At 70.9% G+C, this 17,182-nt stretch carries 17 protein-coding genes; 5 read left to right on the top strand and 12 right to left on the bottom strand.

Going from position 1 to position 17,182, the window contains the following annotated elements; translation table 11 throughout:
• Nucleotides 1–329: 329 nt before the first annotated feature.
• The 6 genes from ACWKZU_RS00605 to hisS form a co-directional block, all read right to left on the bottom strand.
• Entirely contained in the window at nt 330–1,661 is a 1,332-nt protein-coding gene (locus ACWKZU_RS00605) for an NAD(P)/FAD-dependent oxidoreductase (RefSeq protein ID WP_449280456.1), read from the bottom strand.
• A gap of 189 nt (nt 1,662–1,850) precedes the next feature.
• Nucleotides 1,851–2,333 carry a DUF501 domain-containing protein gene (locus ACWKZU_RS00600; RefSeq protein WP_449280455.1) on the bottom strand — a complete coding sequence of 161 codons (483 nt, stop codon included), beginning with the start codon at nt 2,331–2,333 and terminating at the stop codon, nt 1,851–1,853.
• Nucleotides 2,334–2,412: 79 nt separating this feature from the next.
• The gene (locus tag ACWKZU_RS00595) at nt 2,413–2,937 is read right to left on the bottom strand and encodes a septum formation initiator family protein (RefSeq protein ID WP_449280454.1); all 525 of its coding nucleotides are present in this window, start codon (nt 2,935–2,937) and stop codon (nt 2,413–2,415) included.
• Between the two features lie 166 nt (nt 2,938–3,103).
• A complete protein-coding gene (gene eno, locus ACWKZU_RS00590; protein ID WP_449280453.1) occupies nt 3,104–4,384 on the bottom strand; it encodes a phosphopyruvate hydratase in 1,281 nt (426 codons plus the stop codon).
• A 130-nt stretch (nt 4,385–4,514) separates the two neighbouring features.
• Complete coding sequence (locus ACWKZU_RS00585) at nt 4,515–4,949, bottom strand: VOC family protein (protein WP_449280452.1); 435 nt, start codon at nt 4,947–4,949, stop codon at nt 4,515–4,517.
• Nucleotides 4,950–5,055: 106 nt separating this feature from the next.
• Nucleotides 5,056–6,366 (bottom strand): histidine--tRNA ligase, encoded by a 1,311-nt coding sequence (gene hisS, locus ACWKZU_RS00580; protein ID WP_449280451.1) that lies wholly within the window; start codon nt 6,364–6,366, stop codon nt 5,056–5,058.
• Between the two features lie 246 nt (nt 6,367–6,612).
• Between hisS and ACWKZU_RS00575 the strand changes: the two genes are divergently transcribed.
• The 3 genes from ACWKZU_RS00575 (at nt 6,613) to ACWKZU_RS00565 (ending at nt 8,680) form a co-directional block, all read left to right on the top strand.
• Nucleotides 6,613–7,674, top strand: coding sequence for a hypothetical protein (locus tag ACWKZU_RS00575; protein ID WP_449280450.1), 1,062 nt, complete (start codon nt 6,613–6,615; stop codon nt 7,672–7,674).
• Nucleotides 7,671–8,036, top strand: a complete 366-nt coding sequence (locus ACWKZU_RS00570; protein WP_449280449.1) for a GntR family transcriptional regulator — start codon at nt 7,671–7,673, stop codon at nt 8,034–8,036. The genes ACWKZU_RS00575 and ACWKZU_RS00570 overlap by 4 nt, the downstream gene beginning before the upstream one ends.
• Before the next feature lie 113 nt (nt 8,037–8,149).
• The gene (locus tag ACWKZU_RS00565; protein ID WP_449280448.1) at nt 8,150–8,680 is read left to right on the top strand and encodes a hypothetical protein; all 531 of its coding nucleotides are present in this window, start codon (nt 8,150–8,152) and stop codon (nt 8,678–8,680) included.
• 109 nt (nt 8,681–8,789) lie between these two features.
• Here ACWKZU_RS00565 and ACWKZU_RS00560 read toward each other — a convergent pair whose 3' ends face one another.
• Genes ACWKZU_RS00560 through ACWKZU_RS00550 form a run of 3 tightly spaced genes read right to left on the bottom strand, consistent with a single transcriptional unit; the run spans nt 8,790 to nt 12,812 of the window.
• Nucleotides 8,790–10,409, bottom strand: coding sequence for a solute symporter family protein (locus ACWKZU_RS00560; protein ID WP_449280447.1), 1,620 nt, complete (start codon nt 10,407–10,409; stop codon nt 8,790–8,792).
• Complete coding sequence (locus ACWKZU_RS00555; protein WP_449280446.1) at nt 10,406–10,777, bottom strand: DUF485 domain-containing protein; 372 nt, start codon at nt 10,775–10,777, stop codon at nt 10,406–10,408. The genes ACWKZU_RS00560 and ACWKZU_RS00555 overlap by 4 nt, the downstream gene beginning before the upstream one ends.
• 58 nt (nt 10,778–10,835) lie before the next feature.
• Nucleotides 10,836–12,812, bottom strand: a complete 1,977-nt coding sequence (locus ACWKZU_RS00550) for an AMP-binding protein (protein WP_449280445.1) — start codon at nt 12,810–12,812, stop codon at nt 10,836–10,838.
• Between the two features lie 107 nt (nt 12,813–12,919).
• On the opposite strand from ACWKZU_RS00550, the gene ACWKZU_RS00545 reads away from it, so the two are divergent.
• A complete protein-coding gene (locus ACWKZU_RS00545) occupies nt 12,920–13,786 on the top strand; it encodes a LuxR C-terminal-related transcriptional regulator (protein WP_449280444.1) in 867 nt (288 codons plus the stop codon).
• 122 nt (nt 13,787–13,908) lie between these two features.
• Here ACWKZU_RS00545 and ACWKZU_RS00540 read toward each other — a convergent pair whose 3' ends face one another.
• Nucleotides 13,909–14,676: a MazG nucleotide pyrophosphohydrolase domain-containing protein gene (locus ACWKZU_RS00540; protein WP_449280443.1), complete on the bottom strand. Its 768-nt coding sequence runs from the start codon at nt 14,674–14,676 to the stop codon at nt 13,909–13,911.
• Nucleotides 14,677–14,820: 144 nt separating this feature from the next.
• Here ACWKZU_RS00540 and ACWKZU_RS00535 point away from each other — a divergent pair, with 144 nt between their 5' ends.
• Nucleotides 14,821–15,357 (top strand): hypothetical protein, encoded by a 537-nt coding sequence (locus tag ACWKZU_RS00535; protein WP_449280442.1) that lies wholly within the window; start codon nt 14,821–14,823, stop codon nt 15,355–15,357.
• Between the two features lie 100 nt (nt 15,358–15,457).
• Here the strand turns inward: ACWKZU_RS00535 and ACWKZU_RS00530 are convergent, their stop codons facing one another.
• Entirely contained in the window at nt 15,458–16,396 is a 939-nt protein-coding gene (locus ACWKZU_RS00530; protein ID WP_449280441.1) for an alpha/beta hydrolase, read from the bottom strand.
• A 170-nt stretch (nt 16,397–16,566) separates the two neighbouring features.
• Nucleotides 16,567–17,182, bottom strand: a 616-nt coding sequence (locus ACWKZU_RS00525; RefSeq protein ID WP_449280440.1) for an MmyB family transcriptional regulator, incomplete at its 5' end; no start/stop codon positions are given.

Genomic DNA, 17,182 nt, shown 5'->3' with positions numbered 1-17,182 from the left:
GAGCACCGATCGAGCGATGCAACGAGGCGCGTCAGTAGTTGTCGCCTCACGGCCTTCTTGATGACATCTACTGACGCGCGAACCGGGGAGGACGCCGGTCCAGGGGCGTGGACTGCGCGTGGATTGCGTGTGGATTGCGTGTGTATCCCGCGACTCGCAAGCTCGCGCAGGAGGACGGCGATCTGCAGACAGAGCCGCTCCCGCCGAGCGCCTCGGCCCCGTTTCCAGCCGAGGCGCGCCGGGAGGAGACGCGAGAACCCCCGCAGCGCCGGGCTGCGGGGGTTCTCCGCTCAGATCTGCGGAGCCCGGGATCTCACCTCAGGTGCGGGCTATGCCTTGGGGCGCGCTGCGAACTCCTCGAAGATCGCGCGCGGCTCCTGCACCGCCTCGATGTTCACGACGTCGCGGCCCAGGAAGAAATGCCCCACCCAGCCGCCGAACACCCGCCACTTGCGCTCCCACGACGGAATCGCCAGACCGTGATAGAACCGGTGCGCGAGCCACGCGAAGTAGCCCTTCAACGCGAACCCGCCCGACTGGAACACACCCGTGTTCACCCCCAGACCGGCCACCGCACCCGCGTTCTTGTGGTTGTACTCCCGCACACCCTCACCACGCAGATCCGCGGCGATGTTCTTCGCGAGCAGCTTGCCCTGCCGCACCGCGTGCTGCGCGTTGGGCACGCAGAACCCGCCCGGCCCGGGAGTCGGCGAGATATCGGGCACCTGCGAGGTATCCCCCGCGGTCCACGCACCCTCCAGCTCCTCACCCTCCTCAGTGGTGATGCGGAGATTCGGGCTCGCGACGACGTGGCCGCGAGGACCGATCGGCAGGTCCGTGCCGCGCAGGAACGGGCGGGGCATCACGCCCGCGGTCCACACGATGAGGTCCGACTCGTACTGCTCCCCGGTCGAGAGCTCGATCCTGCCGTCCACGGCCGAGGAGAGCTGCGTGTCGAGATGGATCTCGACACCGCGGCGGGTCTGATCCTTGACCACCCAGTCCGCGGTCTGCTGCGACACCTCGGGCATGATGCGGCCCATCGCCTCGACCAGGTGGAACGTGGTCTCGTCGAAGGCGATCTCCGGGTAGCGGCGCAGCAGCGAGGTCGCGAAGGAGCGCAGCTCGGAGATGGTCTCGATACCGGCGAACCCACCACCCACCACGGTCACGGTGAGCAGGCGCGCGCGCTCGGCCGAACCCTTGGGCAGCGAGGCCGCACGCTCGAAGTTGCCGACGAGGCGGTCGCGCACCGCGACGGCCTCCTCGATCGTCTTCATACCGATCGCGTTGTCGGCGATGCCCGCGATGGGGAAGGTACGCGAAACCGAACCGGTGGTGACGACGATGTGATCGTACCGGAACTCGAACGACTCCCCCACGTTCGGGGTGATCGTCGCGGTCTTCTCCGCATGCGAGATCCCGGTCACCTTACCCGCGATATTCGCCGTCCGGCTCAGATGACGACGACGCGCCACCACCGCATGCCGCGGCTCGATCGATCCCGAAGCCACCTCCGGCAGGAACGGCAGATAAGCCATGTACGGCAGCGGATCGACGATCGTCACCTCGGCCTCACCGCCACGAAGCAGCTTCTCCAGCTTCCATGCGGTGTAGAAGCCGGCATAGCCACCACCAACGATCAGAATCTTCTTCGCCACGAAGCAGTCTCCTTGATGCAATGAGCGTGATGTGAACCCGACTCGCGGGCACAGAAAAAGCGGGCGCCTTGCGCCCACGGCGTCAACTCTACCCCGTTTTGATCGAGGCCACTGCCATTTCAGCGGAAAGCCGACGAAAAACGCGCGATCCCGGTGGGAAAAGCCGCCAGGACCGCTTGTCCTGCGGTTTCAACCGTTCCAATCGCACCGTTCGAGCGCCAGGTCCCCGATCGGGTTCACCCCCGGGCCCGCGGCCAGCGCGTGCCCGATGAGCGCGTGCAGGCACTTGACCCGGGTGGGCATTCCGCCCGCGCTGACACCCGCCAGCTCCGGCACCTCGCCGACGCTGTCGCGATCCGCGATGTACTGCTCGTGCGCACGCGCGTACTGCGCGCGCACCTCCTCGTCCTCGGCCAGGAGCGCGTTGAACTCGTTCATCACCCCGGCGGCCTCCAGCCGCGACGCGGCCGCGACCGCCTCGGGGTGGCAGAGGTAGTAGAAGGTGGGGAACGGCGACCCGTCGGGCAGGCGCGGCGCCGTGGCGACGACGGCGGGGCTCCCGTCCGCAGCGCGCGCGGCGATGCCGACGACGCCGCGCGCCTCTCGGCCCAGCTGCTCGCTCACCGCGGCGATGTCGGCGGCGGCTGGCTCGTCGTACGGGGGACGTGTCATGTGCGGTCTTCCTTCTCGTCGTCCCGCCTCGGCGGCGGGATCTCCGGCGCGTGCGGCGCGCGGCGGGACGTGCGTGCGGCTACTCGCCCGTCTCTGGATCGGTGGTTGCGGCGTCGTCGGCCGGGGCGGCGGGATCGGAGGCGTCCCCGAGCTCCTCCGGCGGAGCGTCGGTGAGCCCCGCGCTCAGGAAGGACGAGGCGAGGCCCCGCGCCCAGGTGCTCTCGATGCGGGAGAGCTCGGCGTTGGTCTCCTCGTCCGACTCGGCCGGGAGCACGATGTCGTCGATCACGTTCAGCTGGGTCTCCCCCGGCATCACGTAGAACAGGCGATCACGCGCCTGGGCGCGCACGTAGACGGGATCCTTCCACTTCGCGCGCTCGGCGTCGATCTCGTTCACGGCCTCCTGGTGCTGCCGCACGCTCTCGCGCAGCTCGGCGATCTCCCGCCGCTGCTGCACATAGGTGGAGATGCTCGGGCTCACGATCACCGCACCGGCGAGCACCAGCACGACGACGAGCACGGTGAAGCCGCTGAACCGCAGACTCGACGCCCACGCGCCGACATCCTCCGCCCAGCGCTTCACCGTGCTGTTGCCGTCGGGCATTCAGAGGTCCTCGATTCCGACTCGCCGCGCTCGCCCGACGAGCGACAGCCGCGCTCGCCCGACGAGCGACAGCCGCGCTCGCCCGACGAACGGGCGCCGCGCCCGGCCGTTCGGCAAGAGGTGCACTCGACCCGTCATCGGAACCCGGAACCCTGAACCGCGGGCCTCAGGCCGAGAAGCGCGGGAATGCGCTGCGGCCGGCGTACTTCGCTGCGGCGCCCAGCTCTTCCTCGATGCGGAGCAGCTGGTTGTACTTGGCGACGCGGTCGGAGCGCGCGGGGGCGCCGGTCTTGATCTGGCCGCAGTCGGTGGCCACCGCGAGGTCGGCGATCGTCACGTCCTCGGTCTCGCCCGAGCGGTGCGACATCACGGCGGTGTACCCGGCGCGCTGCGCGAGCTGCACGGCGTCGAAGGTCTCGGTGAGCGTGCCGATCTGGTTGACCTTCACGAGGAGCGAGTTCGCGACGCCCTTGGCGATGCCGTCGGCGAGGCGCTCCGGGTTGGTGACGAAGAGGTCGTCGCCGACGAGCTGCACCCGGGCTCCGAGCTCGTCGGTGAGGTGCTTCCAGCCGTCCCAGTCGCTCTCGTCGAGCGGGTCCTCGATCGACACGAGCGGGTAGCGGTCGAGCAGATCGGCGTAGTAGGCGGTCATCTCGGCCGCAGTGCGGTCCTGGCCCTCGAACTTGTAGACGCCGTTCTCGTAGAACTCCGAGGAGGCGACGTCGAGCGCCACGGCCACGTCGCGGCCCGGCTCGAGGCCGGCGCGCCGGATCGCCTCGACGATCAGGTCGAGCGCCTCGGCGTTGGTCGGCAGATCGGGGGCGAAGCCGCCCTCATCGCCGAGGCCGGTCGACAGCCCCTTCTCGTTGAGCAGCGCCTTGAGGGCGTGATAGACCTCGACGCCCCAGCGCAGCCCCTCCGAGAAGGTCTCGGCGCCGAGCGGCACCGCCATGAACTCCTGGATGTCGACGCCCGTGTCGGCGTGCGCGCCGCCGTTGATGATGTTCATGAGCGGCACGGGCAGCGTGCTCGCGTTGGGGCCGCCCAGGTAGCGGTAGAGGGGCAGCTCGGCCGAGGCCGCCGCGGCGTGGGCGACGGCGAGGCTGACGCCGAGGATCGAGTTGGCGCCGACGCGCGACTTGTTGTCGGTGCCGTCGACCTCCTTGAGCACGGCGTCGATGATGCGCTGATCGTCGGCGGCGAAGCCCTCGATGGCGGGGGCGAGCTCGTCGAACACCGCGTCGACGGCCTTCGTGACGCCCTTGCCGAGGTAGCGATCCTCATCCCCGTCGCGCAGCTCGTAGGCTTCGAAGGCGCCGGTCGAGGCGCCGGAGGGCACCGCGGCGCGGCCCACGGAGTCGTCGGTCAGGCCGACCTCGACCTCAACGGTCGGGTTGCCACGTGAATCGAGGATCTCTCGCGCGATCACCGCGTCGATAAATGCCACCATGCGCTCCTTGGGTCTGTGCCAGTGCTTGGGATGTCGAGCAGAAGTGTGCGACGGGCATGGTTCTCCCGCCGCACACCAGTCTAGCGGCCGCCCGCCGCCGGGCCGGGCGCCGCGATGCGCATCGCGATCAGGCGTCGACCGGCGTGAACGCGTCCGGCCCCTCCTCGGCGGCCGCGGGATCCATGTAGAGGAACTCGAGCACGTTCCCGTCGGGATCCTCGAGATCGCGCGAGTACATGAACCCGAGATCCTGAGGGTCCTTCGGCTCGCTGCCGCCCGCGGCGAGCCCGGCCGCGAGGGCCTCGTCCACGGCTTCGCGGGAGTCCCGGGAGAGCGCGATGAGCACCTGCGCGGTGGTCTTCGCGTCGGCGACCGCCTTGTCGGTGAAGGTGGCGAAGTACTCCCGGGTGAGCACCATGAAGAACACCTGCTCGTCCCAGACCACGCAGGCCGCGTTCTCGTCGGTGAAGAGCGGGTTGATCTCGCATCCGAGCGCCGTGTAGAACGCCTTGGAGCGCTCGAGGTCGTCGGTGGCGAGGTTGACGAAGATCTGGGTGCTCATGCGGTTCCTCCTGATCCGGCCGCTCCGGTACGGCGGCACACTCGACAGCGTCGCACCGTCGTGCGCCGAGGTCAATGCGCAGCGCCCGGGAATCGCGCGTCGCTGATCAGGCGTCGAGCGGGCGGAACTCCAGCGCGTCGGCGTCGCGCACGCCGGCGCGCGCGTTGGCGAAGCTCGTGAAGCCCTCGCCCGACACGCGGGCGAGCAGCGCCTTCATGTTCTTCTGCCGCTTCTCGAGGCGCACGCGATGGCCGCGCTCCACGAGCTGGCGCTTGAGCGACACGAGATCCTCGAGCGCCGCGTCGGCGTCGTGCACGAGGGCGACCGCTTCGGGTCCCGTCGACTCCGGCAGGGTGATGAGATCCACCACGCGCTCGAAGCCGATCGAGAAGCCGACCGCCGGCACGTCCTGCCCGAGGAAGCGGCCCACCATGCCGTCGTAGCGGCCGCCGCCGCCCACCGAGCTGCCCGATCCCGGGTGCGCCACCTCGAAGATGGTGCCCGTGTAGTAGCCCATGCCGCGCACCAGCGTGGGGTCGAAGCGCACGGCGACCCCCGCGGGCAGCGCGCCGGCGAGCGCGCCGCCGAGCGCTGCGAGGCTCTCGATGCCGGTCGCCGCGCCCGGGTTCTCGGCGACGCCCGGCAGCGCGGCCTCGATCCCGGCGCGCGTCAGCGGGATCCCGTCGTCCGCGAGCGCCGGCTCGACGGCCGCGAGCACCGCGCCGAGCCGCTCGGCCGCGGCCTCGTCGATCTCGCGCAGCTCGTCGACCACGCCGCTCGCGCCGATCTTGTCGAGCTTGTCGACGGTGATGAGCGCGCGGTCGTGGGTGTCGGCCGGGAAGCCGCAGTGCTCGAGCAGCCCGAAGAGGATGCGGCGGTCGTTCACGCGGATCACGCAGCCCTGCAGCCCCAGTTCGGCGAGCACCTGCGAGGTCGCGGTGACGAGCTCGATCTCGGCCAGCAGCCCCGGCTCGCCGATGATGTCGATGTCCGCCTGCACGAACTGGCGGTAGCGGCCCTTCTGCGGGCGCTCGGCCCGCCACACGGGAGCGATCTGGATCGCGCGGAAGACCGGCGGCAGCTCGGCGCGGTGGCTCGCGTAGAAGCGGGTCAGTGGAACGGTGAGGTCGAAGCGCAGGCCGAGATCGGCGAGCTGCTCCGCATTGCCCGCTTCGGCGGCCGCCTGCAGCTGCTCGGGACGGATGCCGCGCTTCAGGATCGAGAAGCTCAGCTTCTCGTTGTCTCCGCCCAGCCCGGCGTGCAGACGCGCGTAGTCCTCGACCACCGGGGTCTCGATCTCGTCGAAGCCGTGGGAGCGGTACACGCTCTTGATGATGCCGAGCGCGTGCTCGCGGCGGGCCTTGTCTGCGGGGAGGAAGTCGCGCATGCCGCGCGGCGGGTTCACGGGATTGGCCATAGTCACCCATTCTTCCATGCGCGCGGGGCCGCCCGGTCCCGCGCGCTCTCCTCCCGCCTCGCTCGAGCGGGAGCGCCGAAGCGATGCGAATGGGCGCACCGGGCCGGTGTCCGCAGCCTCACGCGCCGCCTCGACCGCGCACGTTCCGACCTCCGCAACTTGTATCGCGAACGAAATACAAGTTGTGCTATGTTTGCGATACAAGACAGAGCGCCGGCCCGTGCCGCGCAGAAAGGGGCATGCGCCGTGCTCGACTTCTTCTGGCTGGTCCGATCCTTCTTCCAGCTCTTCTCCGTCGAGATCCCGCTCACGCTCGGAGCGGTCTTCTTCGCGCTGTCGTGGATCCGGCCCCGCATCATCGCGCCGCTGCCGCCGAGCGGTCGACGCGCGCGGCCGCTCACCTGGCTCGGGATCGCGGGAGCGCTCGCGGTGCTCGCGGTCGGCACGGCCACCGGCTGGCTCGCCACCCGCGATCCGATCGCCGCCTCCGGCGACGCGTGGACGCGGGCGGGCGGATGGTGGCAGCGCCCCGCTCCCCTGATCGCCGTCGCCCTCGTCGCCATCTTCGCACTGATCGCACTGCGCCGGGAGCCGCTGCCCGCCCCGGGCGAACGCACCATCGCGCCTCGGCGTCGCTGGTGGGCGTTCGCACCGCGCACCCCGCTGTGGATCGCGGTGATCGTCGGTGCGCTGCTGCTGCTCACCACCGCATGGCAGACCCTCATCGGGGTCTCGCTGCCGGAGGGCGCCAACCGCTACGGCATCGGTCCCGAGAACTCCGGACTGCCCGAGTTCATGCCGATGCAGGAGGGCATGGGTTACGTCTGGGGTGCGGGGTGGCCCAACCACCTCCCCACCCTGATCGCACTCGCACTCGCCGCCGCCGCCCTGCTCCTCGCCCTCGGAAGCGATGCGAACCGCCCGGTCTTCGCCCGCGCCTCGGCGTCGCAGGTGCGGGAGGAGCGCACGGCGACGGCACGCACGATCGTGCTCATCGCGCTCGGCGGGGCGCTCCTGACGCTCGGCGCGGTGTGGGCGCACACGGGGTTCATCGGCACGATCATCGTCGGCGTGTACGAGGACGACGGCCAGCAGGGCGAGGCGGCGCGCTTCATCGTCGGCACCGGCTACCGGGACATCGCCGGCATCATGCACTTGGGCGGCTACGTCGTCCAGGGACTCGGTGCTGCGCTGCTGCTGCGCCTCGCGGTCGACACGTGGCGGGCCCGGCGGGCGCTCCGCCGGATGCGCCGCGCCGACGGCCCGGATCCCGCCGCCGTGCTCGCCGGCGCGGAGGGGACCCGATGACCGCGACGCAGCCCGCCCCCCACGCGCCGCGCACCGCCGAGGAGATCGCCGAGCTGTTCCGCGGTGCGATCCGCTCCGGACAGCTGGGCGACGGCGAGCGCCTGCCCACCGTGCGGCAGACGGCCCGGGACTTCGGGATCGCACAGGGCACCGCCGCGAAGGCCTACCGCTCGCTCGAGCAGGAGGGTCTCGTCGTCACCCGCACGGCGGCCGGCACCCGCGTGGCGCCCGGGGCCTCCCGGGCCGCGGGCGCGGTCGTCGAGCGGGCCCGCGCGCTCGCCGAGGCCGCGCAGGCCGAGGGCACCGGTTTCGATGACGCGGTCGCGGTGCTCCGCGCGGTGTGGAGCGCTCCGGGGAGCTGAGCCGCCCCGCGCGCGTCCCGCCCGCCCGTCCGACCACGCCCTCGACCTCGGCCACGCCCGCCCCCGAGACCGCGCCCGTTCTTCGAAACCGAGCCCTCCAGCGCTGCTGATTCGTGCGGGCTGGAACACACATCGCGGATTCGCGCACCAAGCACGGCAAGCTCGCGGAAGCCGACCGGATCGGGACCGTCGCGAACGACGAGACGCTGCAGGAGACGATCGAACGACTACAAGACCGGCTGGATCCTGCGCCGGCAGCAGCGCCCGTGGAAGGCGTACGAGCTCGCCGGCCGCAGGGAGAGCAGCTGAAGGCCTCGATCGTCGCGATCGCGATCGCCATCGGCGTCGTGGCCGTCTCCTGGCAGCGGCTCTTCGCCGAGGGCAAGCTCCCGCCGTCGTCGCAGGTGTTCGCGGACACCATCATGGCCGGTGTGTCGGATCCGCGGATCGCACCGACGATGGCCCTGTGGGCGATCCCCGGGGCGCTCGTCCAGCTGCTCGGCGGATCGAAGCGCCAGATGGGCGTGCTGTTCGCGACCGGCCTGCTCGTCGCGACGCCGAACGCCGGCTGGCTGGTGCTCGTCGGCGCGGGGATCATCGCCGCCGACTCGATCATGAGCGCGGGCAAGGTCATCCGGTTCTGACCGGCGGGCGCCCGCGAGAACGCGGAGTCCCGAGTGGTCGCTTCAGCTGAGGCGAGGCGGCCACTCGGGACTCCGCGTTCCCCGGGCGAGGCGCGGAGCGGGCCCGGCGCTAGTGCCGCACGGGCGGCTCGGCGCCGTACCCGGTGAGCGCGCGCACCTCCATCTCGGCCGCGAGCTTCGGCGACTCCCGGCCGGGATCGGTGACCGATCCCAACCAGCCGAGGAAGAAGCCGAGCGGGATCGAGATGATGCCCGGATTCTTGAGCGGGAAGATCGCGAAGTCGACGCCGGCCCCGAGCATCGCGGTCTCGTTGCCGGAGACGACCGGCGAGAACGCGATCAGCAGCACGGCCGAGAGCAGGCCCCCGATCATCGACCACACGGCGCCGCGGGTCGTGAACCTCGACCAGAACAGCGAGTACAGGATCGTCGGCAGGTTCGCCGACGCGGCGACGGCGAACGCCAGCGCGACGAGGAAGGCGATGTTCTGCCCCTGCACGCCGATGCCGCCGAGGATCGCGAGTCCGCCGATCACGAGCGTCGTGATCTTCGCCACCTTCACCTCCTGCTTCGGCGACGCCTGGCCCTTCTTGAGCACGCTGTTGTACACGTCGTGCGCGAACGAGGCCGAGGCGGTGATCGTGAGACCCGCGACGACCGCGAGGATCGTGGCGAACGCCACGGCCGAGATGAAGCCGAGCAGCAGCGGCCCGCCGAGGTGCAGCGCGAGCAGCGGCGCGGCGGAGTTTTGCCCGCCGGGCGCGTTGGCGATCGTCTCGGGGCCGACGAGCGCGGCGGCGCCGTAGCCGAGCACGAGCGTGAACAGGTAGAAGATGCCGATCAGCCAGATCGCCCACACGACCGAGCGGCGGGCCTCCTTCGCGGTGGGCACGGTGTAGAAGCGCATGAGCACGTGGGGCAGGCCGGCGGTGCCGAGGACGAGCGCGAGGGCGAGCGACACGAAGTCGATCGGGTTCGCGCCGTACTGCAGGCCGGGGGCGAGGATCGCCGCGCCGTTCGCGTTCTCCGGGTTGTTCACGGCCGCGTCGAGCACCGCTCCGAAGTCGAAGCTCTTGAGCGCGAGCACCCACAGCGTCATGGCGCCGGCGCCCGCGATGAGCAGCACGGCCTTGATGATCTGCACCCAGGTCGTGCCCTTCATGCCTCCGATGAGCACGTAGAGGATCATCACGACGCCGACCACGGCGATCACGAGCGACTGCCCGAGTTTGTCGTCGATCCCGAGCAGCAGCGAGACGAGCCCACCCGCGCCGGCCATCTGCGCGAGGAGGTAGAAGAAGGACACCGCGAGCGTGGTGAGCGCCGCGGCCATGCGCACGGGGCGCTGCTGCAGCCGGAACGAGAGCACGTCGGCCATCGTGAACTTCGCGGTGTTGCGCATCAGCTCGGCCACGAGCAGCAGCGCCACGAGCCACGCCACGAGGAAGCCGATCGAGTACATGAAGCCGTCGTAGCCGTTGATGGCGATCGCGCCGCAGATGCCGAGGAACGACGCGGCGGAGAGGTAGTCGCCCGCGATCGCGAGGCCGTTCTGCCGGCCGGAGAACGATCGGCCGCCGGCGTAGAAGTCGGCCGCGCTCTTGTTGGTGCGGCTGGCGCGGATCACGATCACCATGGTGACCGCGACGAAGGCGAGGAAGATGGCGATGTTGAGCACCGGGTTCTGCTGCCCGGTGGTCTGCTCGAGGTGCAGGATCGTCGTGCTCATCGGGCGCCTCCCCCGGTCTCGACGGAACCGTCGGCGATGCGCTCGAGCTCGGCGCGCAGCTCCGTGGTCGCCGGGTCGAGTCGCCGGTTCGCGAACGACACGTACCACATGGTGATCGCGAAGGTGGTGACGAACTGGGCGAGGCCGGCCCACAGGCCGACGTTGAGCCCGAGGAAAGGCTGCGCCATGAAGTCGTGGGCGAACGCGGCGAGCATCACGTAGAGCAGGAACCAGACCATGAACGCCACGGCGAGCGGGAACACGAAGCGCCGGAAGCGGTGCCTGTACTCCTGGAACTCGGGGCGCGCCTGGAACGCCTCGTAGTCGATGGGGACGCTCTCCTCGAGCGCACGGGAATCGGTGGACATGGGGCCTCCTTGCCTCATGGGGAATTGCGGGAAGGGTCGGCGGTGCGGACCCGCGCGGTCAGCGCGGGACGGACACCGTCTGCGTGGCGGGCGCCGAGACGGTGGCGGAGAGCGCCTCGATCAGGGCGTCGATCACACCGGGATCCTCGATGGTCGCGGGTACCGCGTAGGGCTCGCCGTCGACGATCTGCCGCATCGTCTTGCGCAGGATCTTGCCCGAGCGCGTCTTGGGCAGCCGATCCACGATCGTCACGTCGCGGAAGGCCGCGACCGGGCCGATGCGCTCGCGCACCAGCCGCACGAGTTCGGCGGCCAGTTCCTCGCGGACCACGGTCTCGCCGTGCTTCAGCGTCACGAAGCCGGCTGCCCGCTGGCCCTTGAGCTCGTCGTGCACGCCGATCACGGCGCACTCCGCGACGGACGGGTGCGCGGTCAGCACCTCCTCGAGCTGCCCCGTCGAGAGACGGTGCCCGGCCACGTTGATGACGTCGTCGGTGCGCCCCATGACGAACAGGTAGCCGTCCTCGTCGAAGTGGCCGGCGTCGCCGGTGGCGTAGTAGCCGGGGAACGCCGAGAGATAGGAGTCGATGAAGCGCTGCCGGCTGCCCCAGATCTCGAGCAGCGCGCCGGGCGGCAGCGGCAGGCGGATCGCGATGTTGCCCTCGACGTCCGGCGCCGTGATGTCGCGCCCCGCCGAGTCGACGATGCGCACGTCGAAGCCGGGCATCGGCAGCGAGGTCGAGCCGGCCTTCGACGGCAGCGTCTCGATGCCGAGGGGGTTCGCGCAGATGGGCCAGCCCGTCTCCGTCTGCCACCAGTGGTCCACCACGGGCACGCGCAGCCCGTCGTTCACCCAGTGCCAGGTCTCGGGATCCATCCGCTCACCGGCGAGGTAGACGGCTCGCAGCGACGAGAGGTCGTAGGCCCCGAGCTCCTCGAGTCCGGGATCCTCGCGGCGGATGGCCCGCAGCGCCGTGGGGGCCGTGGAGAGGATCTTCGCCCCGTACTCCGAGAGCACGCGCCAGAAGGCCCCGGCGTCCGGCGTGCCGACCGGCTTGCCCTCGTAGAGCACGGTGGTGCCGCCCGCGAGCAGGGGGCCGTAGACGATGAACGAGTGGCCCACCACCCAGCCCACGTCGGAGGCCGTGAAGATGGTGTCGCCGGGCCCGAAGTCGTAGATGTTGCGCATCGCCCAGGAGAGCGCCACGGCGTAGCCGCCGCTGTCGCGCACCACTCCCTTGGGGCTGCCGGTGGTTCCGGAGGTGTAGAGGATGTAGAGCGGATCCTCCGCGCGCATCGGCACGGGGTCGGCCGGCAGCGCGCCGGCCTCGAGCTCGGCCCAGTCGCGCCACGCGATCTCCGCGTCGCCCGCGTAGTCGGCCGCCGACCCGGGCACCGCCTCGCGGTCGTGCACGACCACTGTCTCGACGCTCGAGGCGCCGCCCCCGCAGATGTCGAGCGCCTGGCGCACGAGGGGCAGATAGGCCACGGTGCGGCTCGGCTCGAGACCGCCGGAGGAGGTCACGACGACCTTCGGCTTCGCATCCTGAATGCGCACGGCGAGCTCGTTCGCCGCGAACCCGCCGAAGACGACGGAGTGGATCGCGCCGATCCGGGCGCAGGCGAGCATCGCGATCACGGCCTCGGGGGTCATCGGGCAGTAGACCAGCACCCGGTCGCCCGCCTCGACGCCGACCCCGCGCAGCGCGCCCGCGAAGCGCGCGACCCGATCCCGCAGCTCCGCATAGCTGAACCGCGCGCGGGTGCCCGTCATCGCCGAGTCGTAGATCAACGCGGTGTCGTCGCCCCGGCCGGCGGCCACGTGCCGGTCGAGGGCGTTGGCGCAGACGTTCAGACGGCCGCCGGGGAACCAGCGCCACTCGGTCTCGTCCCGCTCCTCGATGGCCGCCGTCGGCGTGACGTCCCAGTCGATCCGCTCCGCGGCCTCGAGCCAGAATCCCTCCCGGTCGTCCCGGCTTCGCCGTGCAACCGTCCGGTACTCGCCTCCGGACACGTGTGGTGCGTGTGCAGTCACTCGTTTCTCCTTTGAAATCGTGAGCGTTCACCGCTTCGTTACGGTGGGCGTTCACGATGTTAGGTATTCGGGTTAGCATGAAACACCCCCGAAAGTTGGTAGTAACAATGACGCAACTCACCGACACCACCGCGCAGCGCGTGCTCGACGACGCCGTCGAGGAGTTCGCACGCGCCACGCGCTTCCCGCTCGCCTTCGGCGGCTTCGAGTCCGCCGGGGTCTCGACGATCACCGCGCTCGCGGGCCATCGCACGCTCAGCCTCCAGGGCCTGCGGGTCGAGCGCAGCCGCGGTCTGGGCGGGCGGGCGATGAGCGAGTGCCGCCCGCGGCTCACGACCGACTACGCCCGCTCGCGTCACATCACCCACGACTACGACGCCGAGATCCGCACCGAGGGCATCGTCTCGCTGTTCGCGATGCCGGTGATGGTCGGCGGCGCGGTGCGGGCGGTGCTCTACGGCGGCACGCGGGGCGGTTCGGTGCCCGGCGCCTCGTTCGTGCACGCCGCTGCGTCGGTCGCCGGCGCGTTCGGGCAGGAGATCCGGGTGCAGGACGAGGTCGAGCGCCGCGTCGCGGCCGCAGTGCTCGACCGTGCGGCGCAGCCCGAGACCCCCGCGCCCGTGCTCGAGGCGCTGCGCAGCAGTCACGCCGAGCTGCGCAGCATCGCGGCCGACGTCGCGGATCCCGCGCTGCGCGAGCGCATCTCACGGCTCGAACGGCGGCTGGCCGGGATCGGCGGATCGGCCGACCGCGAGCCGCCGCGCGCCGTCGAGCCGGCGATCAGGCTCTCCCGGCGCGAGACGGACGTGCTCGCGCACGCCGCGCTCGGTGGTACGAACGCGCAGATCGGCGCGGCGCTGGGCCTCACCGAGAGCACGGTGAAGAGCTACATGCAGGCGGCGATGTCGAAGCTCGGGGTGTCCACGCGGCACGCGGCCGTGTCGGCGGCGCGGATGCGCGGGCTCATCCTCTGACCGCTCCCGTTCCCCGAGCCCGTCTGAGATGGTGACGCCGATGGGAGCGTCCGCCATCCCGCGTGCGTGGAATGCTCGGGACGACCCGCTTCGCCTCGCGCAGCATGACCGACCGCGGCGCCTCAGCCCTCCCCGTGCATGACGCGGGCCGAGAGGCGGTCCACCGCGAGCCGCAGCGCGCGATCCGGATCCACCCCCGCGGCGTTGGCCCGGGTCACGAGCGCGAGCATCGCGTCGCCGATGCCGAACTCGGCCAGGCGCTGCTCGTCGGGGCCGATCACGGCGGCGAGCGGATCCTCGTGCGACCGCTCGGCCGCGGACGGATTGATGAGCCCCGCGCGTCGCAGCCGGTCCACGACCTTCGCGGCCCGCGCGAGCACCGGCATGCCCGCGGGGATGCCGTCGAGCGGGCTGCGGGAGCCCCGGTCGGCCCCGGCGGCGTCCTCCTTGAGGCGCTCCCACTCGGCGTTCAGCTCCTCGACGGACATGTACCCCCGGTCGCCGAAGACGTGCGGATGGCGGGCGACGAGCTTCTCGTTCAGGGCGTCGGCGACGGCGGCGAGATCGTACCCCTCCCCGTCGCGCTCGGCGATCGCCGCGTGGAAGAGCACCTGGTAGAGCACGTCGCCGAGCTCCGAGCGGACCTCTTCCGACGGCAGTTCGCGCTCGATCGCGTCGATGAACTCGGCGGTCTCCTCCACCAGGTAGCGGGTGAGCGATTCGTGCGTCTGAGCCGCGTGCCAGGCGCAGCCGCCGGGCTGCACCATGGTGCGCACGGTCCCGGCGACCCGCGCCAGAGCCTCCGCGGCCCGGCCCGCTGAGCCCTCCGCAGAGCCGTCCTCGTTCGGCGTGGTCCGGCGGTTCTCGGCGTCTCTGCTCGCGCTGTCCATGCGCTCCAGCCTAGGCGACGCCGCCTCCCGCGGGCCCGCGAATCGGTCGCCGCGGCCCGCCGGAGTCGAATCTGCGCCCGAGGATCTGTAGACTGCCCGAGGCGCCTGCTTGGGTGCTGGCAATACAGGGGGAAGGAACTCACTATGAACTCGATCACTCGCCGCACCGGCGCCGTCGTCGCCGCAGCGGGCCTCGCGCTCGCGCTGGCGTCCTGCTCGGGCGGGCAGAGCGTCGCCGACGCCTGCAAGATCGCGGAGGAGACCATGACCGAGGTCGTGACGCAGTCGCAGGCGGACACGCAGGAGGCGCTGCAGGGTGCGCTCCAGGGCGAGGACGTCGATTTCGGCGCGATCTTCCAGCCCATCAAGGACGCGCTCGGCGAGACCCAGAAGAAGGTCACCAACGAGGAGGTCAAGGGTGCGCTCGACACCTTCGTCGCCGAGTACAACTCGTTCGCCGAGGTGATCGAGCAGGTCGATCTCTCGGGCTTCCAGGAGCTGTCGGAGATGTCGGATCTCGACCCGACCGACCCGGACGCGATGGCGAAGCTCGAGGAGCTCCAGCAGAAGAGCACCGAGCTGCAGCAGCAGGCCGAGGATCTGCAGACCGAGATCCAGGGCAAGACGGAGTCGCTCACCGAGGCGAGCTCCGAGCTCGGCGATCTCTGCAACGCGAACTAGCCGCGTCGCGAAGACGGACGAGGGCCCCGGGGATGCGATCCCCGGGGCCCTCGTCGTCGCTCGGCGGCCCGGTCCGGCCCGGGCTGCGACGCGCCTCAGATCACAGGTGCTTCCGGAAGAAGGGCACGATGCTCTCGAGCGCCTTCCCCGCGCCGGCCGGCCGGTCGTACAGGTCGTAGTGCGACACGCCCTCGAGCACCAGCAGCTCCTTCTCGGTCGAGGCGGCGCGCTCGATGATCTCGTGGCCGTCCCGGTAGGCGCCGAACGCCCCCTGCTTGTCGCCCACGACCACGAGCAGCGGCTGGTCGAGCAGCTCGTCGGCGAGGTGGAAGGCGTCCCAGCCGAGCGCCGCGGCGCCGTGGGCCGCCTCGAACAGCACGCAGCCGTTCTCGGCCTCGCCACGGCCCGTGCGGTAGTAGTCGTACGCCTCGACGACATCGATGTCGCCCACCTGCTGGGCGGCCTCCGCCGAAGGGGGCAGCATCCCTGCGACGAGCGATTCGGCCCCGCGCGCCTCGGCCGTGCGCTGCGCGGCGGTGCCGCGCAGGCTCTCGAGCACACCGCCCTGGGCGGCGGCGGTATCCCGCATCATGCGGCCGTAGTTGACGCCCGTGGCCGAGACGACGGCCTTGAAACGCTTCTCGGTCTTGGCGGCGGCCCAGCTGTACCCGCCACCGCCGCAGACGCCGAGCACGCCGATGCGGTCGGCATCGACGTAGGGCAGCGTGACGAGGTAGTCGACCACCCGGCTGAAGTCCTCGACCCGCTGGGTCGGGTCCTCGAGCCTGCGGGGCTCTCCGCCGCTCTCGCCCTGGAAGCTGGCGTCGAAGGCGACTGCGACGAAGCCGGCCTCGGCGAACGCCCGTGCGTAGATGTCGCCCGACGTCTGCTCCTTGCAGCTGCCGATGGGGTGCGCGGTCACGATCGTCGCGTAGGTCTTGCTCTCGTCGAAATCGACGGGGAGATGGATGTCGGCCGCGATGTCCCAGAACATGTCGGGATTGCGGAACTTCACGTGCTTGATGTTCGAGTCGGTCACTCGTTCCTCCTGCTGTAGCGGATCGGCGGCGCCTGGGGGATCCCCGGGCTCACCATCCATCCTGCGAGAGAGGCGAGACACCGAACAGGACCGGTTCGTTCCTAGGAACGATCATTCCCACCCATATCCGACACAGCCGGGGCGGCGCCCGCCCGGCCGGATACCGGAGCTCACGAGCCCCGAGAGGCCTCGATCAGGCACTCCAGGCGGCGCCGTGTCTCGGTGCCCTCCGTCGGCGAGTTCACCACCAGCTGCTGCTCGGGCGCGCTCGCGTACCGGAACGTGTCCCAGTCGAAGGTCAGCTCGCCCGCCAAGGGGTGCCGCAGCACCTTCGTGCCGATGTCCTGCCGCGACACGTTGCGCGCGGCCCACCAGCGGCCGAAATCCCGGTCTGCGATCGTGAGCTCGCCCACCAGTGCCGAAAGCATCGGATCATCCGGGCTCGAAGCGGCCTCCCGGCGCAGGATCGCAACGCAGGATCGCGCCACCGAGGCCCAGTCCTCGAACAGCTCGCGCATGCTCGGCTCGGTGAAGATCAGCCGGGAGTAGTTGAGCTGCTGCTTCGTCATCCCGCTGAACGGCGCGTACACCCGTTCGGCGAGCGCGTTCCAGGCGAGGATCTCGGTGCGGGGCCCCAGCACGAGCGCCGGCGTCTCGTGCAGCTGATCGAGCAGGCGCTGCAGCTGCGGGCGCACGCGCAGGCGCTCGCCCCGGGAGCGCGACGCGGGCCTGGCGCGCGGGGCGCTGCTCGCCTGCGCCGCGTGCTCGAGCAGGCTCGACGCGTAG

The organism is Leucobacter sp. (assembly GCF_053528595.1).
This window is presented reverse-complemented; position numbering and strand designations above follow the sequence as displayed.